This is a genomic window from Labrys sp. KB_33_2 (assembly GCF_052114505.1).
Taxonomy (GTDB): Bacteria; Pseudomonadota; Alphaproteobacteria; order Rhizobiales; family Labraceae; genus Labrys.
Genome location: NZ_JBFREW010000011.1, coordinates 43,652 through 64,831, shown reverse-complemented (window position 1 = coordinate 64,831; position 21,180 = coordinate 43,652). Strand labels below are relative to the sequence as shown.

Annotated in this window: 21 protein-coding genes; 10 read left to right on the top strand and 11 right to left on the bottom strand. The window is 65.3% G+C overall.

The features are described from left to right. Positions 1-18: 18 nt before the first annotated feature. Positions 19-1,233 (bottom strand): efflux RND transporter periplasmic adaptor subunit, encoded by a 1,215-nt coding sequence (locus AB4037_RS19820; RefSeq protein WP_441772686.1) that lies wholly within the window; start codon positions 1,231-1,233, stop codon positions 19-21. Positions 1,234-1,499: 266 nt separating this feature from the next. On the opposite strand from AB4037_RS19820, the gene AB4037_RS19815 reads away from it, so the two are divergent. Both AB4037_RS19815 and AB4037_RS19810 read left to right on the top strand, forming a co-directional pair. Next, a complete protein-coding gene (locus tag AB4037_RS19815) occupies positions 1,500-2,189 on the top strand; it encodes a response regulator (RefSeq protein ID WP_441772685.1) in 690 nt (229 codons plus the stop codon). After that, positions 2,186-3,286 carry an ATP-binding protein gene (locus tag AB4037_RS19810; protein WP_441772684.1) on the top strand — a complete coding sequence of 367 codons (1,101 nt, stop codon included), beginning with the start codon at positions 2,186-2,188 and terminating at the stop codon, positions 3,284-3,286. Before AB4037_RS19815 ends, AB4037_RS19810 begins: the two co-directional genes overlap by 4 nt. A 221-nt stretch (positions 3,287-3,507) precedes the next feature. Here AB4037_RS19810 and AB4037_RS19805 read toward each other — a convergent pair whose 3' ends face one another. The 3 genes from AB4037_RS19805 to AB4037_RS19795 form a co-directional block, all read right to left on the bottom strand. Next, entirely contained in the window at positions 3,508-4,017 is a 510-nt protein-coding gene (locus AB4037_RS19805; protein ID WP_434955250.1) for a nucleoside deaminase, read from the bottom strand. A 78-nt stretch (positions 4,018-4,095) separates the two neighbouring features. Continuing rightward, the gene (locus AB4037_RS19800; RefSeq protein ID WP_434955249.1) at positions 4,096-4,863 is read right to left on the bottom strand and encodes an SDR family NAD(P)-dependent oxidoreductase; all 768 of its coding nucleotides are present in this window, start codon (positions 4,861-4,863) and stop codon (positions 4,096-4,098) included. An 81-nt stretch (positions 4,864-4,944) separates the two neighbouring features. Beyond that, positions 4,945-6,450, bottom strand: a complete 1,506-nt coding sequence (locus AB4037_RS19795; protein ID WP_441772683.1) for an amino acid permease — start codon at positions 6,448-6,450, stop codon at positions 4,945-4,947. Positions 6,451-6,612: 162 nt separating this feature from the next. On the opposite strand from AB4037_RS19795, the gene AB4037_RS19790 reads away from it, so the two are divergent. The 3 genes from AB4037_RS19790 (at position 6,613) to AB4037_RS19780 (ending at position 9,556) form a co-directional block, all read left to right on the top strand. Next, positions 6,613-7,443: a response regulator transcription factor gene (locus AB4037_RS19790; protein WP_441772682.1), complete on the top strand. Its 831-nt coding sequence runs from the start codon at positions 6,613-6,615 to the stop codon at positions 7,441-7,443. Positions 7,444-7,590: 147 nt separating this feature from the next. After that, on the top strand, positions 7,591-8,274 hold the full coding sequence (locus tag AB4037_RS19785; protein ID WP_441772681.1) for an ankyrin repeat domain-containing protein: 684 nt from the start codon (positions 7,591-7,593) through the stop codon (positions 8,272-8,274). Between the two features lie 22 nt (positions 8,275-8,296). Next, entirely contained in the window at positions 8,297-9,556 is a 1,260-nt protein-coding gene (locus tag AB4037_RS19780; RefSeq protein WP_441772680.1) for a cyanate transporter, read from the top strand. 18 nt (positions 9,557-9,574) lie between these two features. On the opposite strand, the gene AB4037_RS19775 is transcribed toward AB4037_RS19780, so the two are convergent. The 3 genes from AB4037_RS19775 to AB4037_RS19765 all read right to left on the bottom strand — a co-directional run bounded on the left by AB4037_RS19775 (position 9,575) and on the right by AB4037_RS19765 (position 13,015). Continuing rightward, positions 9,575-10,264, bottom strand: a complete 690-nt coding sequence (locus AB4037_RS19775) for a response regulator (protein WP_441772679.1) — start codon at positions 10,262-10,264, stop codon at positions 9,575-9,577. A gap of 192 nt (positions 10,265-10,456) precedes the next feature. Further along, positions 10,457-12,235, bottom strand: a complete 1,779-nt coding sequence (locus tag AB4037_RS19770) for an ATP-binding protein (protein ID WP_441772678.1) — start codon at positions 12,233-12,235, stop codon at positions 10,457-10,459. Positions 12,236-12,397: 162 nt separating this feature from the next. Next, positions 12,398-13,015 (bottom strand): LysE family translocator, encoded by a 618-nt coding sequence (locus tag AB4037_RS19765; RefSeq protein ID WP_441772677.1) that lies wholly within the window; start codon positions 13,013-13,015, stop codon positions 12,398-12,400. Positions 13,016-13,492: 477 nt separating this feature from the next. On the opposite strand from AB4037_RS19765, the gene AB4037_RS19760 reads away from it, so the two are divergent. From AB4037_RS19760 to AB4037_RS19745, 4 genes are all read left to right on the top strand, one after another. After that, positions 13,493-14,548, top strand: coding sequence for a methionine ABC transporter ATP-binding protein (locus tag AB4037_RS19760; RefSeq protein ID WP_441772676.1), 1,056 nt, complete (start codon positions 13,493-13,495; stop codon positions 14,546-14,548). Continuing rightward, positions 14,535-15,197, top strand: a complete 663-nt coding sequence (locus AB4037_RS19755) for a methionine ABC transporter permease (protein ID WP_441772675.1) — start codon at positions 14,535-14,537, stop codon at positions 15,195-15,197. Before AB4037_RS19760 ends, AB4037_RS19755 begins: the two co-directional genes overlap by 14 nt. A gap of 20 nt (positions 15,198-15,217) precedes the next feature. Then, positions 15,218-16,030 (top strand): MetQ/NlpA family ABC transporter substrate-binding protein, encoded by an 813-nt coding sequence (locus AB4037_RS19750; RefSeq protein ID WP_434955239.1) that lies wholly within the window; start codon positions 15,218-15,220, stop codon positions 16,028-16,030. A 223-nt stretch (positions 16,031-16,253) separates the two neighbouring features. Then, complete coding sequence (locus AB4037_RS19745; RefSeq protein ID WP_441772674.1) at positions 16,254-17,471, top strand: SfnB family sulfur acquisition oxidoreductase; 1,218 nt, start codon at positions 16,254-16,256, stop codon at positions 17,469-17,471. An 8-nt stretch (positions 17,472-17,479) separates the two neighbouring features. Here AB4037_RS19745 and AB4037_RS19740 read toward each other — a convergent pair whose 3' ends face one another. Then, positions 17,480-17,989 (bottom strand): DUF2938 domain-containing protein, encoded by a 510-nt coding sequence (locus AB4037_RS19740; RefSeq protein ID WP_434955237.1) that lies wholly within the window; start codon positions 17,987-17,989, stop codon positions 17,480-17,482. Between the two features lie 102 nt (positions 17,990-18,091). On the opposite strand from AB4037_RS19740, the gene AB4037_RS19735 reads away from it, so the two are divergent. Next, positions 18,092-18,766, top strand: a complete 675-nt coding sequence (locus AB4037_RS19735) for an ArsR/SmtB family transcription factor (protein ID WP_434955236.1) — start codon at positions 18,092-18,094, stop codon at positions 18,764-18,766. A 6-nt stretch (positions 18,767-18,772) separates the two neighbouring features. Here the strand turns inward: AB4037_RS19735 and trxA are convergent, their stop codons facing one another. The 3 genes from trxA to fghA form a co-directional block, all read right to left on the bottom strand. Next, complete coding sequence (trxA, locus tag AB4037_RS19730; RefSeq protein WP_441772673.1) at positions 18,773-19,099, bottom strand: thioredoxin; 327 nt, start codon at positions 19,097-19,099, stop codon at positions 18,773-18,775. 70 nt (positions 19,100-19,169) lie between these two features. Continuing rightward, complete coding sequence (locus AB4037_RS19725) at positions 19,170-20,024, bottom strand: class II glutamine amidotransferase (protein WP_441772672.1); 855 nt, start codon at positions 20,022-20,024, stop codon at positions 19,170-19,172. A gap of 233 nt (positions 20,025-20,257) precedes the next feature. Next, on the bottom strand, positions 20,258-21,094 hold the full coding sequence (fghA, locus tag AB4037_RS19720) for an S-formylglutathione hydrolase (protein WP_441772671.1): 837 nt from the start codon (positions 21,092-21,094) through the stop codon (positions 20,258-20,260). Between the last annotated feature and the right edge of the window lie 86 nt (positions 21,095-21,180).

Here is a 21,180-nt window from a genome sequence, read left to right as displayed (position 1 = left end):
GTCGGGTCTCGCCGGTTCTCAGCGTAGCAGGGGTTGCGATGGTTTGGCGGCCAGCGCCTCGTCCTCGAAAGGCACCGTTCTCACCGCTTCGCCGTCCTGGGCGCGCTCCTGGCCCTGCACGACATAGATCTCGCCCGCCCTCAGCCCGGAGGCGACGATAACGCGGCCTCCGACGGCGTCGCCGAGCCGGATGGCGCGGCGCTCCGGCTTGCCCTCGGTGAGCACCACGAGCTGGGGCTGCCCGGCGGCGTCTCGGGCCACGGCCTGCTCGGGCACCAGCAGGACGTCCTTGCGAATGCCGCGCGGCAAGCGGGCCCGCACATACATGCCCGGCAGCAGCGCGCGGGCGGGATTGTCGACCTCGACGCGCACCATGAGATTGCCGGTACCCGGATCGACGCTGATGTCGGAGAACAGTGCTCGTCCGGAAACCGGGTAGCGCCGGCCGTCGGTGGCGAAAAGGTCGACGGGCAATTTCGAGGCATCGTCGAGCAGTCCATCGCGCGCCGCCTGCCTGACCGCCTCGATGCTGGCCGCCGGCTGGAGGATGTCGACAAAGACCCTGTCGATCTGCTGGATCGTGGTCAGGGCATTGGCATCGTTTGCACTGACCAGAGCTCCCTCGCTGACCAGGCTCCGCCCCGTCTGCCCGCCGATCGGCGCCCGTACCGTGGTGAAGGCGAGATCGAGCTTGCGCCGCTGTAGCGTCGCCTTGGCTTCGGCTACGCCGGCCTGTGTCTGTGCCAGACTGGAGACGGCCTGGTCGAAGCTGTCAGCACTGATCGCCTTGACCTTGACCAGCCTCTCGGCCCGCTCATGCGCCTTGCGGGCCCGTTCCAGCATGGCTTCGGCGCGCAGCAGCGCGGCAGCCGCCATGTCGACATCGGCCTGGAACGGCGCAGCGGCGATCTGATAGAGCGCCTGGCCTTGAACGACTTCGGATCCCTGCTCGAACAAGCGGCGTTCGACGATGCCGCCGACCTGCGGCCGGATATCGGCCGTGCGAAAAGCGGAAACCCGCCCCGGCAATTCGTCGAAGAGCGTCACTGTCTCGGATGTCGCCTGCGACACCGAAACGAGCGCAGCCTTGGTTTCCGCCGCATCGGTTCCTTCAGCCATGGATGTTCCACCGGCCGTCCAGACGAACAGCAAGGCAAGGGCGAGGAGAAGCAGGCACAGACGTGAGATCTTGATCATGGCTTTCGGCTTGCTGGCGATCCGAGGATGGATCACGAGGCGCCGCCTATCGCGCGCCTTGGTTGGGGAACTGTCGAGACTTGATGGAGATCGTATGGAGGCGGCGTCGCATGCATCGACTGCCGGGCCGCCTCGTGGCACAAACCGCACGACATTGCCGAGAAGCATGTCCCATGACTCTCGGTTCCCGTCTGCGATTTTCGCCAATCCCTGACTTGGTATCGAGAACCATCAGGCGATCGAAACGCGAATACGCCGGCATTTTCGAGTTTTACAATGTTACGTGCCGACGGAGACCCGACATGAGCGCCCTCATCCTGATCGCCGAGGACGAGGCCGAAATTGCCACTATCCTGGAGGCCTATCTGGAGCGGGAAGGCTTCCGCACGGTCCGGGCCGCAGACGGGCGCATCGCGCTCGACCTGCACCAGGCACTCAAGCCGGATCTGGTGCTGCTCGACGTGATGATGCCGCGCGTCGACGGCTGGGAAGCATTGTCGGAACTGCGCCATCGCGGCGACACGCCGGTGATCATGATCACGGCGCTCGAACAGGATATCGACCGCCTGCAGGCGCTACGCATCGGGGCCGACGATTATGTGGTCAAGCCTTTCAATCCGGCCGAAGTCGTCGCGCGCGCCAAGGCTGTGCTGCGCCGTTCGAGTTCGGCCAAGACCAGCGGCATCCTAAGGATCGACACTCTGGAACTCGATCTCGACGCCTATCTCGCCCGCGTCAACGGACGTGAGGACAGCGAGGTGCTCAACCTGACTCTCACCGAATTCCGGCTGTTGGCCCATATGGCACGCTCGCCGCTGCGTGTCTTCACCCGCAGCGAACTGGTCGATGCCTGCCTGCCCGGCAGCGATGCGCTGGACCGCACCGTCGACAGCCATGTCAGCAATCTCAGGCGCAAGCTCGAATGCGCCGGCGTCGCCGGGATGCTCGTCAATGTCCGCGGCGTCGGCTACAGGCTGGGCAGCACGCGATGATCCGCTTCCGGGGCCTCAGCCGGCAGATCACCCTGTCGATGATCTATGTGTCGCTGATCGCGGCGCTGGTGCTGATCGTCGGCTCTTACATCTTCTATGCCCTGCTCGTCGCCTTCTTCCCGGACCTGGCCGAAAATGACAGCCTGATTCCGACCGGGCCGGACCTGCTGGCCATCGCGATCATGGTGTTCTTTGCCCTGGTCGCGGCGATCATCGCGGCCTTTCGGCTGGCCGGACGCATCCTGGCGCCCCTTAATTCGGTGGCGGCGAGTGCCCGGCGCATCGCCGACGGCGATCTTTCGGCCCGCGCCGTGGCGGGCGACCGCTCGCTCGGCGAGACCGCGCATCTGGCGGATGATTTCAACGAGATGGCCAGCCGCCTGCAGAAAATGGCCGCCGACGTCACCGCCTGGAACGCCGCGATCGCGCATGAGCTGCGCACGCCGCTCACCATCCTGCGCGGTCGTATCCAAGGCTTGGCGGATGGGGTGTTCCAGCCCTCGCCAGCGCTGTATCGAACTCTGCTGACACAGGTTGAGGGCTTGTCGCGTCTGGTGGATGATCTGCGCGTCGCCACGCTGGTCGACAGCGGCAGGTTCGACCTGCGTTTCGAGCTCGTCCGCCTGGCAGGCGAGGTCGAACGCGCCGTGGACGTGATGCGGCCGGCCATTGAAGCCGGCGGCTTTCATGCCGAGGTGACACTGGAAGACGTGCGGGTCTGGTGCGACGGTACGCGCGTGCGCCAGGCCCTCCTCGCGTTGATCGACAATGCGCTGCGTTATGCCAAGCCGGGGCGCATCCTCATCAGCATGGCAAAGGCGACGGCCACGATCACCATCCGGGTGGAGGATGAGGGCCAGGGCCTGCCGCCCGATTTCGTCGCACAGGCCTTCGAGCCCTTCTCCCGCGCTGAATTCTCACGATCGCGCGCCAAGGGCGGCTCGGGGCTGGGGCTGACCGTGGTGCGCGCCATCGCCATCGCCCATGGCGGCACTGCAACCTATCAGCCTGCTGCGTCCGGAGGAGCTGCCTTCGAGATCACCCTGCCGATTGGCCCGCGCGATCGTGCCAGCACCGCCACCGAGCCTCCTCGATAACACCGGGCGGGACGACGGAGAGTCTCGTATTCAGAGCTTGTGAGCGCCTGATCTATTAAAAAACACAGACCTTGTCATGCCCGGGCCTGCCCCAGGCATCCAGCGCCTCCGGATCCGCCCGCTGAAAGAGCGCTGGATTGCCGGGTCGAGCCCGGCAATGACAAAAGTCGAGACCGCGCGGGGCGTAACGCCCGACAAATACCGCGAAAGCGCCTTGCCTCTCACGTCCAGAAGCCCTGGTGGGGCACCGCGGCCTCCTCCTCCAGTGCGGGGCCGACCACTTCGATCCGCCGTTGTCCCCGCGCGAAAATCTCGCGGCAGGGCAGCGAGAAGGTCGGATTTTCGGGATGGGCGCCGGTGAGTTCGAGCAGGCGGCGCTCGGAGAGGGCATAGACCACCCGCCCGATGCCCGTCCAATAGACGGCTCCCGCGCACATGCAGCAGGGTTCGGCGCTGGTGTAGAGCGTCGAGGCGGCAAGGTCTTCCGGCGTCCTTGCCTTGGCTGCCGCCGCGGCGGCCACCAATTCGGCGTGCTGGGTCGGATCGCCCTCGGGCGGCATCGAATTGTTGCCGGCCGAGGAGACGACATTACCGTCCCGGTCGACCACCAGCGCGGCAAAGGGATGGCGGCCGCGTCGCCTGGACTCGTCCGACAGCGCGATCGACTGCCGCAGGAAGGCCAGATCCAGTGCGGACAGGCCGTTCGCTTGTGTGTCGTCGCTGGCGCTCACGTCGCCCTCCCCCATCATGCTCCGGTCGGCGTCACGATATCGCGCTTCGCCGGCCGGAGGGAAGAGGGCGGCAAAGGCTCAGATTGCGGTGAAGCCGTTGTCCACGAACAGGTGGGCACCGTTGACGAAGCTCGACTCGTCGCTGGCCAGATAGAGCGCGGCCCGCGCGACATCCTCGGGCTCACCGATCCGCCCCTGCTGAGCCGCGATGGCAGCGTCGGAGACGTCGACCCCATGCGCCTGCAATTCGGCAACCTCGCGCAGGCCGTGCGGCGTGCGGATGAAGCCCGGGCAGACGGCGTTGCAGCGGATGTTGCGGTCCCGGAACTCCACCGCAATGGCCCGGGCGAACATGTGGCAGGCGCCCTTGGTGGTGTCGTAGAGCACTTCCATCGGCGTTGCCGCCACCGCCGAGATCGAGGAGGTGCAGACGATCGCTCCCCCGCCATTGCCGATCATCTGCGGCAGCACCGCCCGTGTCATCAGGAACATCGAGCGGACATTGACCGCATGCAGCCAGTCCCACTCGGTGAGCGAGATCTCGAGGAAGGGTTTGATCAGGATGGTGCCGGCATGGTTGAACAAAGTGGTCACGGGTCCGAAGCGCTCCTGCACTGCCTTGACCGCTGCCTCGACCTCGGCCTCCTCCGAGACATCGGCGATGAAGGCGGCCGCCTCTCCTCCGGCCGCATGGATGGCGGCCGCCGTCTCCTCAGCCGCGACGGCATTGCGGTCGATGATGGCGACCTTGGCGCCCTCGGCCGCGAACAGCTTGGAAGCCGCCCCGCCCATGCCCGTCGCCCCGCCCGAAATGATGGCGGTCTTGCCTGCTAGCCTTCCGGCCATGATGTCCTCGCTTGTATTTAGACTATTCGATCCATAATCGGCCGGCTATCCGGCCGATATCCGTTCGCCCACGCTGGCGCCTCAAGGCTCGCCGAGCGGGCGGCCGCGCGTGCCGCCGGACACCGCGAACTCCTCTTCCGGCGACAGCACCAGGCGATGGCGGCGGTAGAAACCAAAATAGCCGAGGCCGATAAGGTACCAGGCCGCCGCCGCGATCGCCGCCCAGCGATAGAGCGGATCGAAGAACTGGTAGCCGAGCGTGAGAATGCAGATGCCGATGGTGGCATAGGCCCCGAAGGCACCGAAGGGGCTGCGGAACGGCCTGGCGATGTCGGGATAGAGCCTGCGCAGGCGCAGGAAAGCGATGCTCTGCAGGATGTAGGACACCATGCCGGCAAACACGATCATGCTGACCAGGAAGCCGGCCATGAAGGCGACATTGTCCTTGCCGCCCAGGAACCAGATCGCCAGCAGCACGATGAGGGCAAAGCCCGCGCCGGTGGCCAGCGCGATGTTCGGCGTCTTGGTGCGGGGATTGGTCACCGACAGGACGGTCGGCAAATAGCCGGCGCGCGACAGCGAATAGATGTTGCGGCCCGAGGCAAAGCTGCCGGCAAAGAAGCTCGCGGCAAGCCCCAGCACCGCCACGCCCGCCAGCAGCTTGGCCCAGCCGTCGCCGAAGATGGTGCGGAAGCCATCGAGCAGCGGCTCGCCCGACGAGCCCATGGCATGGGCGCCCGGCGGAATGGAGGCGCTGAAGAACAGCACGCCGAGGGCGAGCGCGATCAGCGTCAGGATCGACAGGATCAGGGCGCGCGGCATGTCGCGCGTGGGGTTCTTGGCTTCCTCGGCGGTGAGCGGCAATTGCTCGACCGCCAGGAACATGTAGACGCCGAAGGGCAGCGACAACATGATGCCAGTGAGGCCGAAGGGCAGCCAGGGGCCGTTACCGTCAGCGACAAGCTTGCCCTCGGCGCCGATGTTGAGCGCATGCCTGACGAAGTCGACATGCGGGATGGCCACGGCGAAGAAGAACAGCAGGACCAGCACCGCCGCGACGGTGATCCAGACCACCACACGCATGGACAGCTCCAGGCCGCGGACGGACAGGCCGAGCATCACCATATAGCCGGCGACCCACCACAGCGGCAGCCAGCTGTCGGGCGTACCGAAAATGGCGGCGAGATAGGAGGCCATGAAGAACATGTTGGCGCCGGGCGCCAGCACGAATTCGATGTTCTCGGCCAGGCCCGTGGTGAAGCCGCCCCAGGGCCCGAGCGCGGTGCGCGCGAAGGAATAGGCGCCGCCCGTATGCGGCAGGGCCGCGCTCATCTCGCTGATCGAGGAGCACAGACAGACATACATGAAGCCGATGATCAGGGCACCGAACAGCATGCCGCCGAAGCCGCCCTGGGACAGGCCGATGTTCCAGCCCGAATACTCACCGGCGACGACGGCGCCGACCCCCATCATCCACAAGGTGAACAGCCCGGCATGGCGCTTGAGCTGGCGTTGTTCGAAATAGGCCTCGTCGACACTCTGATAGGTCACGCCGCCGGTCGGGCGGCTGGTCGTCTCGATCGTCATGGAAGTCCCCTCTTGCCGAGGAGCTTGTAAAATTCTCCTCTTTGCGACATCCCGATGATCCGCGAAGCAGCGTTGCGATAAATATCCCTAAAGAGATAGAGGCCATCGCCGGCTGGAACAGGCATATGGGCAAGGCAGGAAACGAGGGATGAAGGAACGGCCATGAACAGCCGCGAACAATCGGCCGCCGATGGCTGGCATCGGGCCACGCCGGACCTGGTCGCCCTGCTGGGTTCACCGCAATTCGCGCCCGCCCTCGATGCGGCCCTTCGGCACCTGGCCCCCTTCGATTTGAGCTGCATCTTCGCATACCCGCTCGAAGACAGGCCGACACTGCTCCATGACGGTCTGAAGGCGGTGTCGTCGTCCCAGATCATGGCCAATTATCTCGCCGGCACCTATCTGCTCGACGCCGTCTACACCGCCTGCGTGCACACCATGCCATCAGGCCTCTATCGCCTGCATGATCTCGCCCCGGACGATTTCTTCGAGGGCGAATATTTCAATTCGCCCGATGTCCATCCCTGCATCTCGATGGAAAGCGGCTCCCTCACCGAGGAGATCGTCTTCCTGCACGCCCTTAGGCCGGATCTCTATCTCGCTTATTCGCTCTTGCGCCAGAACGGTTCATCCCCGTTCGCAGCCGCCGAAATGGCGGATTTCGCCCGGGCAGCGCCGATGGTGCTCGCTCTCCTGGGCCGCCAGTGGCAGGCCCTTGCGGAGGGAAGGGGCCCTGGGGTCGCACCCGCCCCACGCGAACATGCCATCGAACAGGCCTTTCTTAGTTTCGCGCCGACCCTGCTGACACCACGCGAGCAGACCATCGTCAGCCTGGTGCTGCGCGGCCATTCCAGCCTCTCGATCGGCAGCCTGCTCGATATCGCGGAGGGTACCGTCAAGATCCATCGCAAGAACATCTATGCCAAGCTCGGCATCTCCAGCCAGACGGAGCTGTTCAATCAGTTCATCCGCCACCTCCTGGTGGAGAAATAGGGCGCTACGTTATTGAGCGCGAAGATGCGGTGCGCCGATCGAGCGATAGCGTTGTGTCATTCGCTTTTTGAATGATCGCCATGGGGACATTTAATTTCCAAATAGCCGGATGGGAAGCTATCGGTCTGCACTGGTAGGAGGCCGGCCATGTGCAGACCCTTGTCGAGACGCAATGTCCTGATCATCCTGGCGGGAGGTAGTTTCATGTCCATCGCATCGCAAGGCGCCTCGGCGAATGCCGCGCCATCCCCGCTCATTTCTTCAGCCGAGCAGGGTGACCTGCCCGCAGTGAAGGCCGCCATGGCCGCCGGCGCTTCGCTGGAGAAGCAGGACGGCAACCGCCGCACGGCCCTGCTGGCTGCCGTCCAGGGCAATCACATCGCCGTTGCCCGCCATCTCATTGAGGCCGGCGCCGACGTCAATGCCAAGGACGCCATCGAGGATAGTCCCTATCTGTTGGCGGGCGCACGCGGCTATCTCGACATTCTGCGGCTGACACTCGCGCATGGCGCCGATCTCAAAAGCACCAATCGCTATGGCGGCACGGCTCTGATCCCGGCCTCCGAACGGGGGCATGTCGAGACGGTGCGCACCCTGATCACCGCGGGCGTCGACGTCGATCACGTCAACAGGCTCGGCTGGACCGCTTTGCTGGAAGCCATCATCCTGAGCGACGGCGGGCCGCGCCATGTCGAGATCGTCAAGCTTCTGATCGAAGCGGGCGCGAAAACCGATCTGGCCGACAAGGACGGCGTCACGCCGCTGCAACATGCACGCCAGCGCCGCTATCGCGAAATCACCGGCCTGCTCGAAGCCGCCGGCGCGCATTGATCGGGACAGCGACTGACTGATCATGCCCGAAACAAATCCGCAATCTTCCACCCAATCCTCGCCCCAAACCTCTCCCCTGGTGTTGCTGTCCCTGGTGGTGCTGATCGGGCTCAATCTGCGTCCCTTCCTGACCGGCCCCGGTCCCCTGATCGCCCAAATCGAGGCCGATACGGGCCTGGGCTATGGCGGCATCGCCATGCTCACGCTGCTGCCTATGCTGCTGATGGGTCTCGGCGCTTTCCTGGTGCCCGGGCTGCAGGCCAGGATCGGCACCAGGCGGGGCATGCTGTGGGCGCTTGTCCTTCTCCTGCTGGGATCGTTGCTCCGGCTCTGGTCTCCGGGTGGGCTCTCCCTGATCTTGACGGCAGCCTTGTGCGGCGCCGGCGTGGCCTTCATCCAGGCGGCCTTCCCGGGCATCATCAAGCAGGGCTTCCCGCACAAGGTCGCCGCCGTGACCGGCCTTTACTCGGCCATGATCATGGGGGGCGGCGCGGTAGGCGCCCAATTGACGCCGATCCTCGCCCATGGCGGTCAGGATTGGCGGCTTGCACTGGCCTGGCTGGCGCTGCCGACGGCAGCAGCCCTGCTCTTGGCCTGGCGGGTGCTGGCGGATGGCAAGACAGCCCGGCCCGACAAGGCCTTGGTCTCGCGCCTGCTGGGTCGTCCGCGCAGCTGGCAGTTGATGGCCTGCTTCGGCCTGGTCAATGGCGGCTATTCCTCCATGGTCGCCTGGCTCGCCCCCTATATGCAGGGGCGAGGCTGGGGCGTGGCGCAAAGCGGCAGCCTGGTCGCCATCATGGCCGTGGCGCAGGCCGTGGCCGCCCTGATCCTGCCGATCCTGGCCTCGCGCAGCCACGATCGCCGACCCTGGCTGTATCTCACGCTCGCCATGCAGGCGGCCGGTTTCTGCGGCCTTGCCTTCCTGTCCGATACCGCGCCGGTGCTATGGATCGTGCTGGGCGGCGCCGGCCTCGGCGGTTGTTTCTCCCTGTCGCTGGTAACGGCGCTCGACCATCTGCCGCGCCCCGAGGAGGCCGGCGCCCTTGCGGCGCTCATGCAGGGCGGAGGCTTCCTTATCGCCGGGCTCGCCCCCCTCGCCATGGCCCTGCTGCAGGCCTGGACCGGCAGCTTCGTCCAAGGCTGGGAGATGCATCTCATCTGGGTAGCGATCGCAGCGCTCATCGCCATGCGTTTCGACCCCGCGCATTACGATGCCGCCATTGGCGTGGTTACAACGCACGCGGTCGCCACCGATCGCGCGTTGACGCCGGCGGGCGACTGACGCCGTCCTTCGCTCTGCTCACCCGACGGGCAAGCCTAGACGCACGGCATAGGCGGCCAGTTCGGCCACATTGTGCAGGTCGAGCTTGCGCATCAGATTTTCCCGATGCTTGCGAGCGGTGAGATATTGAATGCCGAGCCGCCCGGCAACTTCGCGTGCGGTAAGGCCTTGTGCCGCCAGAAGCAGGATCTGGCGTTCGCGCTGGGTGAGCGGAATCGGCGATACGATGCCGCCGGCCGCCGGCGGCTTCACCCGTCCCGCGCCATCGCCCAAGGCAAAGCGCAGGGAAGCAGCCAGATAGGTACCGCCCTCCGCGACGGCCTGCAGAGCATCGGCAAGCTCCATGGGATCGCCATCCTTGGTGAGATAGCCGCAAGCCCCGGCATCGAAGGCCGCCCTCACCGTTCGCGGCTCGACATTGGCCGTCAGCACCAGCACCTTCAGGCGTGCAGCCAGGCGCTGCACCTCTGTGATGACCTGGATGCCGGAAACGCCGGGCATGCCCAGATCGAGGAGGAGGAGATCCGCCGGCGTCTCGCGGACCAGCGCCAGCAAGGCTTCCGCCGAGGCCGCTTCGCCGACCACCGCCACCTTGTCGAGCGTGGCGAGCAGTCCCTTCACGCCCTCCCGGACGATGGCATGGTCATCGGCCAACAGAACCCTGAGCGCCCGCTCCATCACGCCATCCTTGCTTTGGCGCAAGCCCATATTGCCATCGAACCGTTCCAGTACAGAAAGTCATCGGCGGCACCGAATTATTAACTCAAAACCTCGAAGTCCAAAAACTCTTGGCTTCAAATCATCGATCCCAGGCCGCATCCGGGATTTGTTCAAGAATCATGAAAGTAATATGGCAGACCATAACATAAGCAAAGCCAGCGCCAAGATTGCCGGATCGGGCTATACCGCCTCGGTTTCCGAAATGGCCCGGCAGATCGCGCTCTGCAGGAGATCGGGCGCCAGGGGCTTATGCAGGACCTCGTGCCCGCTCCCGGCAAGTTCGCGCAATCGTTGCGGCGTGGTGTCGCCAGTGACGATCAGCGCCGGGACCGTATAGCCCAGATGCGCGATCAACTGCTCGATCGCCTGGCTGCCGGTCACGCCGCCGGCCAGGCGATAATCGGCGATGATCAGGCCGACCCGGCCCGGCCGGATAGCGTCGGCATGGTGGCGGCAAAGCTCCGCCACATTGGCGCCGCCGTGAACGCGATACCCCCAGGCCGCCAGCAGCGTGGTGATGCCGTCGAGCACGCCGGCATCGTCGTCCAGCACCATGATCGCCTGTCCGCCACCTGGCTCGTCCCCCTGCGCCGTGATGCGGCTCGTTTCGGCTGCAGGCGATGAAACACGAGGCACCGTGATCGAGAAGGCGGAGCCTCTGCCGGGTGCGGAGCGCAAGCCCAATGGATGCTGAAGCAGTTCCGCCAGGCGCCTGACGATGGCAAGGCCGAGACCCAGTCCCTGATGCCGGCTGCGCTCGGGATTGTCGATCTGGGTGAATTCCTCGAAGACCAGTCCCTGTTGATCGGCGGGAATGCCCGGGCCGTCATCGGCGACCACGATATCCAGGGTCTTTCCGCGCCGCCGAGCCCCGACAACCACCCGGCCTGCCGGCGCATAGCGCAGCGCATTGGACAGGAAATTGTCGAGGATGCGCTTAAGCTGTACCGGATCGCTGTGCACCCAGGCGCTGCAGGTGACGATGCGCAGGTCGATGCCCCGCTCTCGTGCCTGGCCGGCATATTCCTCACGCAGGCTGGAAAGGAGCTGGGAAAGTGACAGGGACTGGGGCTCGACGGGCACGAGGCCGGCATCGAGGCGGGAAACGTCGATGAGCCCATGCAGCAATCCGCCAAGCGCTGAGATCCCCGAGCGCAGCTTGTCGGCGAGAAGCCTCGCATCTTCCGCGCGCACATCCCCCTTCCCGGCCATGGACGCCAGCGTCGCAGTGAACAGGCCGAGTGCATGGATGGGCTGGCGCAGATCATGGCTGGCCGCGGCCAGGAAGCGGGTCTTGGCCCGGTCGGCTGCGGTGGCGCGGTCACGCTCGCGCTCCAGCCCGGCGACCAGGGCGACATTCTCGAAGCGCAGCGCCACCGTCTCGCGCAGCGATAGATAGGTGATGCGGCTGTAATAGAGATAGACGACGACCAGGCAGGTCAGGAAAGTGAGATAGACCGAATAGATCGTACCTTCCATGCCGAGGCAGCGCAGAGCGAAAGGCAAGGTCATCGCAATCAGCAAGCCGGCATAGGCCGGCGGATAGGCCGACAGCGAAGGCACTGCCCCGCCCGCCATGCCGACGATCACGATGCAGACGAAGGCGATGAGATGCGGTTCGGCCGGCACGAAGCCGATCCAGCCGACCACGCCCCACAACAGGCTCGACACCACCGACAAGAGGGTGAAAGAACGGGCCCAAGCCAACGGCACCCTGCCCTTGCCCTGGCTGCGAAAATAGAGGTGCGACAAGTAAAGTCGCGCGCCGGTCAGCACGTAGATCGAGGCGACCCAGGCCAGGAGCTGGCCGCCCGGCACCACGTGGCGAAGGACATAGGCGACCGGCCAGGGAATGATCAGATTGGCGAACATCACCGCGCGGGACTGGCGGTAGAGCAGATCGATCAGGGCGGCTTGCAGGCGCTCGTCCTTGCGCCTGTCGCCTTGCGAGTGGGTCACGGTCCCGGCTCCGGGGGATAGGATGGCGGGCGTCTCGCCCATGGGCCCATCAATGCGGCCAGGAAAGCGTCGTCGCAAGATGAAAGCTCCGCCGCGAGATGGATGCCGAGTATTTGATCACGCGACAAGCAATCGGTCATTCCTTGCCCTCCCGCGACACCGTCAATTGTAATGCGCCACCAAGGCGACGCTGAGGGCTATCAGGATCGAGCCGGACACTTTGGGCACCAGCCGTCCCACCGAACTGGCCGCCAGCGTGGCGAGGCTGAGCGAGGCAAGGCCGACTGCCGCGAGATCGGCAATCGAAAAGGCGCAATTGACGACGAGCCCCAATACGAGAAACTGCAGCCAGACCGGGGTCGCGGCAGCCGGGTCGACGAATTGCGGCAGGAAGGTCAGGAAGAACAGGGCGGTCTTGGGATTGAGGACTTCGACGACGATGCTGTCGCGCAGGACATTGGGCTGGGGCCGCGCCGTCGCTTCGCAGACGGCGGTCCGGCTCAAAAATATGGTGAGGCCGAGCCAGGCAAGATAGGCCGCTCCGGCGAGGCGGATCGCGACGAAGAGCGCCGGCGCGTGTTCGAGCAGCGCCGCCAGCCCGATGGCCGCCGCCGCGATATGGGCATAGCAGCCGAGATGGACGCCGAGGGCGGCCATCAGGCCGGCGCGCCGGCCATGGGCGAGCGTCTGCGCGGTCATATAGAGGATCGCCGGTCCCGGCATGCAGGCAAAGGCCAGGGTGGCGAGGGCAAAGGGGATCCAAGGCTCCAGAATGGGCATGGCGGTTCCTCAACGATGGGTATGACCGGGCGCGGAGACGCAAGCGGGTCCGAACGGCCTGCGAGGCAGGGGCGCAGCTTCGCGCCGTTCGCCTGAGAGAACTATGCCTGACCGGCACCGAAACACATACGACAGCTGTCGTATTTCGTTGGGACGAGCCTCGGCACGTCACGGCAGTATCACGCCGTACGGCACCCGGCGAAGACGCGTGGGCATCAGTCCCCGATCATCGCTCCGACCAGTGCCTCGCCTTGGTCTTCGGCCGAAGTCGGCCGTCGCCCTGCGGCCGGTAGCCGCCGTGTCACGATTCCAATATCTATATTGTCTATAAATTTAATATAATTCCATTGACGGCAAAGCATCCGCCCGTCTATGCCTAGTGCCGTGGCCGATGGGGCCACGGCATCTGGCCCAAGCCCCCGCTGCACTCCCCTCCAGCAACCGTCCTGCGACGGCTTGCTTCCTATGCAGGCCGGCATGATCAGACTGACGGGCATATCGAAACATTATGGCGTGGCCGGCCGCGCCGTGCCCGCCCTGGACGGCATCGACCTCGAAGTTCACGCAGGCGAAATCCTGGGCATCATCGGCTCCTCGGGCGCCGGCAAGTCCACTCTGGTACGTCTGATCAACCTGCTGGAGCGTCCGACCAGCGGCGAGATCTTCATCGGCGAACGGCGGACGACCGCCCTGGCGGGCCGGGATCTGCGCGATCTGCGCCGCCGGATCGGCATGGTCTTCCAGCATTTCAACCTGCTCAATGCCCGCACCGTCGCCGCCAATGTCGCCTTCCCGCTGCAGCTCGCCGGCGGTTTCGACCGCAAGGCAATCAAGGCGCGCGTGGATGCGTTGCTCGAACGCGTGGGCCTTGCCGCCCATGCCGACAAATATCCGCGCCAGCTCTCGGGCGGGCAGAAGCAGCGCGTCGGCATCGCCCGCGCCCTTGCCTGCTCGCCGCAGATCCTGCTTTGCGACGAAGCCACCAGCGCACTCGACCCGCAGACCACCCGTTCGGTGCTCGACCTCCTGCAGGAGATCAACCGCGAACTTGGCCTCACCATCGTGCTGATCACCCACGAGATGGACGTGATCCGCCAGAGCTGCGACCGCGTCGCCGTGATCGACGCGGGCCGGATCGTCGAGGAAGGCCCCGTCTCCCGTGTCTTCCTGCATCCGAGCCACCCGGCCACGCTACGCCTTGTCCGTGAGGCCGAGCATGATGGCGGCGATACCGATCCCGGCCTGACCGGCGGCAGCACAGGCCCGCTTTTCCGGCTCACCTTCCTCGGCGAGACCGCGCATCGGCCGATCCTCGGCCGCATCGCGGCCGAGACGGGCGTCGACTACGCCATCCTCGGTGGGCGTGTCGGCCGCATCCGCCAGACGCCCTATGCCCAGCTCACGGTCGCCCTCGTCGGCGGCAACAGCGCCGCTGCCATCGGCCGCCTGACGGCAGCGGGCGTCGACGTCGAGCGGTTGAACGGTGAAGGCGTCGAGGCCTCTGCCGGGGAGGCGCTCCATGCTGTCGCTTGAAGCGATCGACTGGGCCGACATCTGGGCCGCACTGCTCGATACCCTGTCGATGCTGGGAGGCGCGCTTGGCTTCACCATCCTGGTCGGCCTGCCGCTCGGCGTGCTGCTCTTCCTCACCGGGCGACGCCAATTGCTGCAGCAGCCGTTTGCCTATGGCGTGCTCTCCTTCGTGCTCAACATCGTGCGTTCGGTGCCCTTCATCATCCTGCTGGTGGTGCTGATGCCGGTCACCGTGCTGATCTCGGGCACCTCGTTGGGTGTGCGCGGCGTCATCCCGCCTTTGGTAATCGGCACCATCCCCTTCTTCGCGCGATTGGTGGAGACCGCCCTGCGCGAAGTCGACCGAGGCGTCATCGAAGCCTCGCAGGCGATGGGCGCTTCCCATAGCCAGATCGTGTTGCGCGCCTTGCTGCCCGAAGCACTTCCCGGCCTGATCGCCGCCATGACCGTCACCGCCATCGTCCTGATCGACTACACGGCGATGTCGGGCGCCATCGGCGGCGGCGGCATCGGCGATCTCGCCATCCGCTACGGCTATCAGCGCTTCCAGACCGAGATCATGGTCGTCACCGTCCTGATCCTGGTGCTGCTCGTCCAGGCCATCCAGGCCAGCGGCAACCGGCTGGTCGCCCATTTCTCCCGCAAATGACCCCTTCGGAAGGACCTCTCATGCGCATCTTCAAAGCGCTGCCCGTCATCGCCTCCCTGCTCGCTCTCGGCTTCACCTCGGCGCGGGCGCAGGAAACACTCACCGTCGGCGCCACCGCCGTGCCGCACGCCGAGATCCTGGAATTCGTCAAGCCGATCGTGGCGAAGGAAGGTCTCGACCTCAAGATCAAGGTCTTCTCCGACTATATCCAGCCCAATGCCCAGTTGGTCTCGGGCCAGCTCGACGCCAATTACTACCAGTACCGGCCCTTCCTGAACGACTACAACAAGCAGCGCGGCACCGACCTGGTGCCGATCGTGCCGGTTCATGTCGAGCCCTTCGTGGCTTACTCCAGCAAGATCACCGCCATCGACCAACTCAAGGACGGCGCGACGGTGGCCATCCCCAACGATCCCGTCAATGGCGGCCGGGGCCTGTTGTTGCTGCAGAAGGTCGGCCTCCTGAAGCTGAAGGGCAAGCCGGAGCTGGAGACGCCTGAGGATCCGCTACCCACCCTCAAGGACATCACGGACAACCCCAAGCATCTCAAGATCGTCGAGCTTGAGTCGGCCATGCTGCCGAGGGCGCTGTCGCAGGTCGATCTCGGCGCGCTGAACGGCAATTACGTGCTGGAGGCCAAGCTCGACGTCAACAAGTCGCTCTATATCGACCGTGGCCAGGACGGCCGCAACATCTGGGGCGAATATCTGGTGACCCGCCCGGCCGACAAGGACAAGCCGGCCATCAAGATCCTGGCCAAGGCCCTCAACAGCGATGCCACGCGCGACTTCATCAAGACCCGCTATCAGGGCCAGATCTTCCCGGCCTTCTGAACGCGCACGCAGGAATCCCTCCCCGAAACCGGGGAGGGTGGCCTCGCGCAGCGAGGCCGGGTGGGGGAGAGTGGCGCAACTAGCATGACTTATGCCGCTCGCCCCCTTCCGTCGCTGCTAGGCAGCGACACCTTCCCCGAAGCCGGGGAAGGATTGATCGCGCCTCAATCCAACAAACTCGCGCCAATCGGATTGTCGTCCCCTTCCCCTGCCGGAGCCCCCCGTGACCGCATCCTCCACCTCCCCTGCCCGTCCCGCCACGCCGGCTCACGTCATCGCCGACGATGCCGAGGCCATTGCGGTTGCCGAAAGCCTCGCGCCCGGTTTTGCCGCGGGAGCGGCAGAGCGCGATCGCGAGCGTCGCCATCCGGTGGCCGAGCTCGACCGGCTGTCCCAAAGCGGGCTCGGTGGCATCACCATTCCCAGGATCCATGGCGGCGCCGGGGTTTCGCAGGTCACCGTGGCCCGGGTCTTCGCCATCCTGGCGGCGGCCGATCCCTCGCTCGCGCAGATCCCACAGAACCAGTTCGAGATCCTCGACGTCATCGAAGGATCCGGCAGCGAGGCGCAGAAGCGAGACCTCTTCGCCCTGGTGCTATCAGGCCATCGCCTCGGCAATGCCTTCTCCGAATTCCAGGGCAAGAATGTCGAGAGCTTCGAGACGCGCCTCAGCCGTGACGGCGACGATTTCCGGGTCAACGGCCGCAAATTCTATTCGACCGGTGCCCTCTTCGCCCATCTCGTGCCCATCGTCGCTCTCGACGAGGACGGGCGGATCGTGGTGGCCGTTGCCGACCGCGACGCCGAAGGTCTTTCGGTGATCGACGACTGGTCTGCCTTCGGCCAGCGTACCACCGCCAGCGGCACTGTGGTGCTCGACAATGTCGCCATTCCCGCGGAGCGCGTCCTGCAGGCCCATCTGGTCTATGAGCGTCCGAGCGCGGCCGGTCCGCGCAGCCAGCTGATCCATGCGGCTATTGATGCCGGCATCGCGCGCGGGGCTCTCACCACCACCATCGACTTCGTGCGCGAGCAGGCCCGTCCCTGGATCGACAGCGGTCGCGACACCGCCCGCGAGGATCCCTATGTCATCGGCGAAATCGGCAATCTGCGTATTCGCCTGCACGCGGCCGAGGAATTGCTCTGGCGGGCCGGGCGGCAGCTCGATGCAACCCTGGCCGATACCAGCGAGCACTCGATCGCCCTTGCCAAGGTGGCCGTGGCGGAAGCCAAGGTGCTCACCACGGAGATCGCCATCCTCGCCGCCAACAAGCTGTTCGAACTCGCCGGCACGCGCTCGACCCTGGCCCGGCACGGGCTTGACCGCTATTGGCGCGACGCCCGCACCCATACGCTGCACGATCCGGTGCGCTGGAAATACAACGCCATCGGCCAGTTCTACCTCAACGGCGTGCAGCCGCCGCTACATTCCTGGATCTGAACGTCCCGTCAGGCCACCCAGCCGAGCGCCCGGATCAGCAACGCCGACACATAAAGACCGGCGCCGAAGGCGAGATGGGCAGCCAGACTGCGCAGACGGGCAATGCCGGGGTTCGGCGTCTTGCGGGCCGCGATACCTGCCCCCAGCCCAGGTTGCAGGATGAAGAAGGGCGCCACCAGGCTGACGACGCCGAACACCAGCGCCGGCAGCGGCGTGGGATGCCGGAGCCAATCCGGCCCGACCACGGTCAGAAGCAGGCCGGCAAACACGACTCCGATGGCATAATGGGCAAGCCAGCCGATGGCTTTTTCGCCAGGAATCGCATCCGTCCGGCCGATGCCGGCATGGACGAGGCGACCCCGCGGCAGATGCCCGATCCAGCGCCCGACCATGGCATAATCGAGAGAGGCTATTGCGAATCCATGCTTGAGCAGCAGTGCCCACAGATCCATCACAATGGTGGCGCCGATGCCCACCAGCAGCATCGACACCAGCAATTCCCCTACCCCGCTCACCATCGCAGCATTCCTTTCCGGCCCCACTCGTCTTCGCGGCGGGCAGAAGATAATAAATCATTCAATAAATTGATTGATTATTAGAGATCATCTAGTCTTCCGTCAATGAGCGACTCAGATCCCCAGATGCAGATCCTCGGCGAATTCGCCGAGCTTGCCCGCACCCTCGGCAATGCCCATCGCCTCATCCTGCTCGAGCACATCGCCCAGGGTGAACGGCCGGTGGAACGCCTGGCCGAGCTGGCCAATCTCTCCATCGCCAATGCCTCCCAGCATTTGCAGCAGCTGCGCCGTTCGGGCTTCGTGCAGACGCGGCGGGAGGGCAAGCATGTGCTCTACCGGCTCGGCAATGGTCCGATCCAGCCCTTGCTCGCCGCCCTCAGGGCCTATGCCGAGTACAACCGCGCCGAGATCCGCGCCCTGATCGCCGACAGCTTCGAGCGGCGCGACAAGCTGCAGGCGATCTCGCGGGAGGAACTGGCTACGTGCCTGCGCGAAGGCGTCGTCGTGCTTCTCGATGTCCGCCCCGAGGATGAATACGCGCTCGGCCATCTGCCGGGCGCCATCAACATCCCGGCCGAGCAGCTTGAGCAGCGCCTGGGCGAGCTCCCGGCGGACCAGGAGATCGTCGCTTATTGCCGGGGCCCCTATTGCGTGTTGTCCTTCGACGCCACCGCGATGCTGCGCGCGCACGGCATGCGCGCGCGCCGTCTCGACGGCGGCTATCCGGCCTGGAGCGCGGTGGGCCTGGAGACGAAGGCAGTCACCACAGCCGCTTGACCGGATTCAGGCCGCCAATTGGCGCTCGATCAGGCTGACATAATTGCTCTTCGGCCCGAGCCCGACCATCTGGTCGACCGGGCGGCCGTCCTTGAAGACGACCACGGTCGGGATGCTGCGGATCCCCAGGGCGCCGGCGATCTCGGGTTCGGCATCGATCTCGACCTCACCGAAGGCGGCCTTGGTGGCGAGCGTCTGCGCCAGATCCTGATAGAGCGGCTCCATCATCCGACACGGGCCGCACCAGGGCGCCCAGAAGCGGACGACGCTCACACCGGGCTTCTTGATGACTTCCGCCTCGAAATTGCTTTTGGTCAAGGTGGTGATCGACATTGCATACTCCATGATGAAAAGGATTGGCGGACTGGCCATGGCGGGCCGATCCCGAAATCGCGGACGGCCTTCAGCAGCTTTCGAACTGGAAGCCTTCGCCATAAAGGGCGGCCTGGCGTGCCCGTTCTTCAGTCGCCTTGCGCCGGCATGCGGCCATGTCCTCGAAGCTGGCCGCATCGTCTTGCCACGCGCTGGCCGGGGCTTGGCCACGCGTGGCGCGCCGCCCGAGCAGCCGGCCTTGCCGGAAAACCGCCAGCGTGTTGGGCCGCAGGCAGGCCCAGGCCCGCGCGTCCTCTGATGGATAGCTGGCGATCAGCCGCATCGGCCGCTCGCCTTCGATCTCCAGCACGTGCAGGCTGGTATGGGCATGCACGAATAGATGCTCGCCATCGGCGAGCAGGAAATTGAAGGCGCCATGCACGTTGATGACGGAGACGGTATCGGCGAAGCGATCCAGCATTGTGTCGAGCTCATCGCCACCCCCGCTCCAGCCGCTCAGCGTCTCGAGCAGCAGGACGAACGCGCGTTCGGAATCGCTGTCGCCGAGCGCACGGAACCTCGACGTCACAGGCTCGCCGATGCCCGGCAGCGAGCCGGCATGGGCGAAGACCCAGGAGCGTCCGGCCAATTCCCGGTCAAAGGGGCGAAGCTGGCTGAAGCCGGGCTGGCTCTCGTCGACCCCCTTCTCGCCAAATTGCCCTACCATGCTGGTGGCGGTGAAGGTTCTCTCCCTGAGTATTCGCAGCATGGCGTTGTGATTGACCGGCCCGGCTTCCTTGTAGATGCGCGCGGCCCGCCCGTCATGGAAGGCGATGCCCCAGCCCTGCCGGTCCGGACAGAGCCCTTCCTCGGCTGCTCCGAGCAGTGACAAGGCCACGGCAAGGTCCTCGGCATGACTCGCATTCACGCCAATCAATTGTGGCATCGGCACCTCCAATCCGAAAATGGATAGATGAAACTATCATTCAATATAACTATTGAATGATAGTTTCAGGAAGGCACCACGTCAACTCTCTATCGGGAGAGTCCCGCAGCCCGCAAAGCGCGGATGCGCACGCCGCCGCGCGCAGGACGGATTTCAGTTTGGACAGACCAGGCCGGCCATCGACACCGACCCGCGAGGAGACGCCCGAGCAGCATGCCGGGCGCCACCTTTCCTCACCGGCTCAGGCGTTCGGCATGCCAGGCGAGATGGTCGTCCATGAAGGTGGAGATAAAATTGTAGGAGTGGTCGTAGCCCTCCTGCATGCGCAGGGTCAGCGTAATACCAGCCTTGGCGCAGGCCTCTTCCAGGAGCCAGGGCCGCAGTCCTTCCTTGAGGAAGCCGTCCGCCGTGCCCTGGTCGACCAGGAAGGCGTCGAAGCGATGGCCGTCGGTGATCAGGGCCGTGGCGTCATAGGAACGCCAGGCAGATTCATCGGTGCCGAGATATTTCTCCAGGGCTGGCCTGGACCAGCCTGCGGTGCTTGGCTGCACGATCGGCGCGAAGGCCGAACAGCTCTTGTAGTGCTGCGGGTTCTTGAGCGCGATGGTCAGCGCGCCATGGCCACCCATCGAATGGCCGAAGATCGACTGGCGCGCCATGTCGGCCGGGAAATGCTCGCCGATCAGGGCCGGCAGTTCCTGGGTAAGATAGGAATACATCCGGTAGTTGCGGACATAAGGCTCTTGCGTGGCGTCGAGATAGAAGCCGGCACCAAAGCCGAACTGCCAATTGTCCTTCTCGTCCGGCACGCCTTCGCCGCGCGGGCTGGTGTCGGGGCAGACCACGATCAGGCCGAGTTCGGCGGCGAGGCGGCGATATTCGCCCTTGTCCATCACGTTCTGATGCGTGCAGGTCAGGCCTGACAGATACCAAAGCACGGGGCAAGCACGCTCCGCGGCCTGGGGCGGCACGAAGACCGCGAAGGTCATCTCGCAATCGCAGCTCGACGAGGCATGGGAATAGACGCCCTGGGTCCCGCCATGCGATCGCGAGGTTGAGATGGTTTTCATCGGCTAGGCCTTTCGCTCAGAATCGAGCCGACCATAGCCACCTCAGCCCTCCCCCGTCGAGTTTCGAGCCGGTTGCAGCCCCGCGC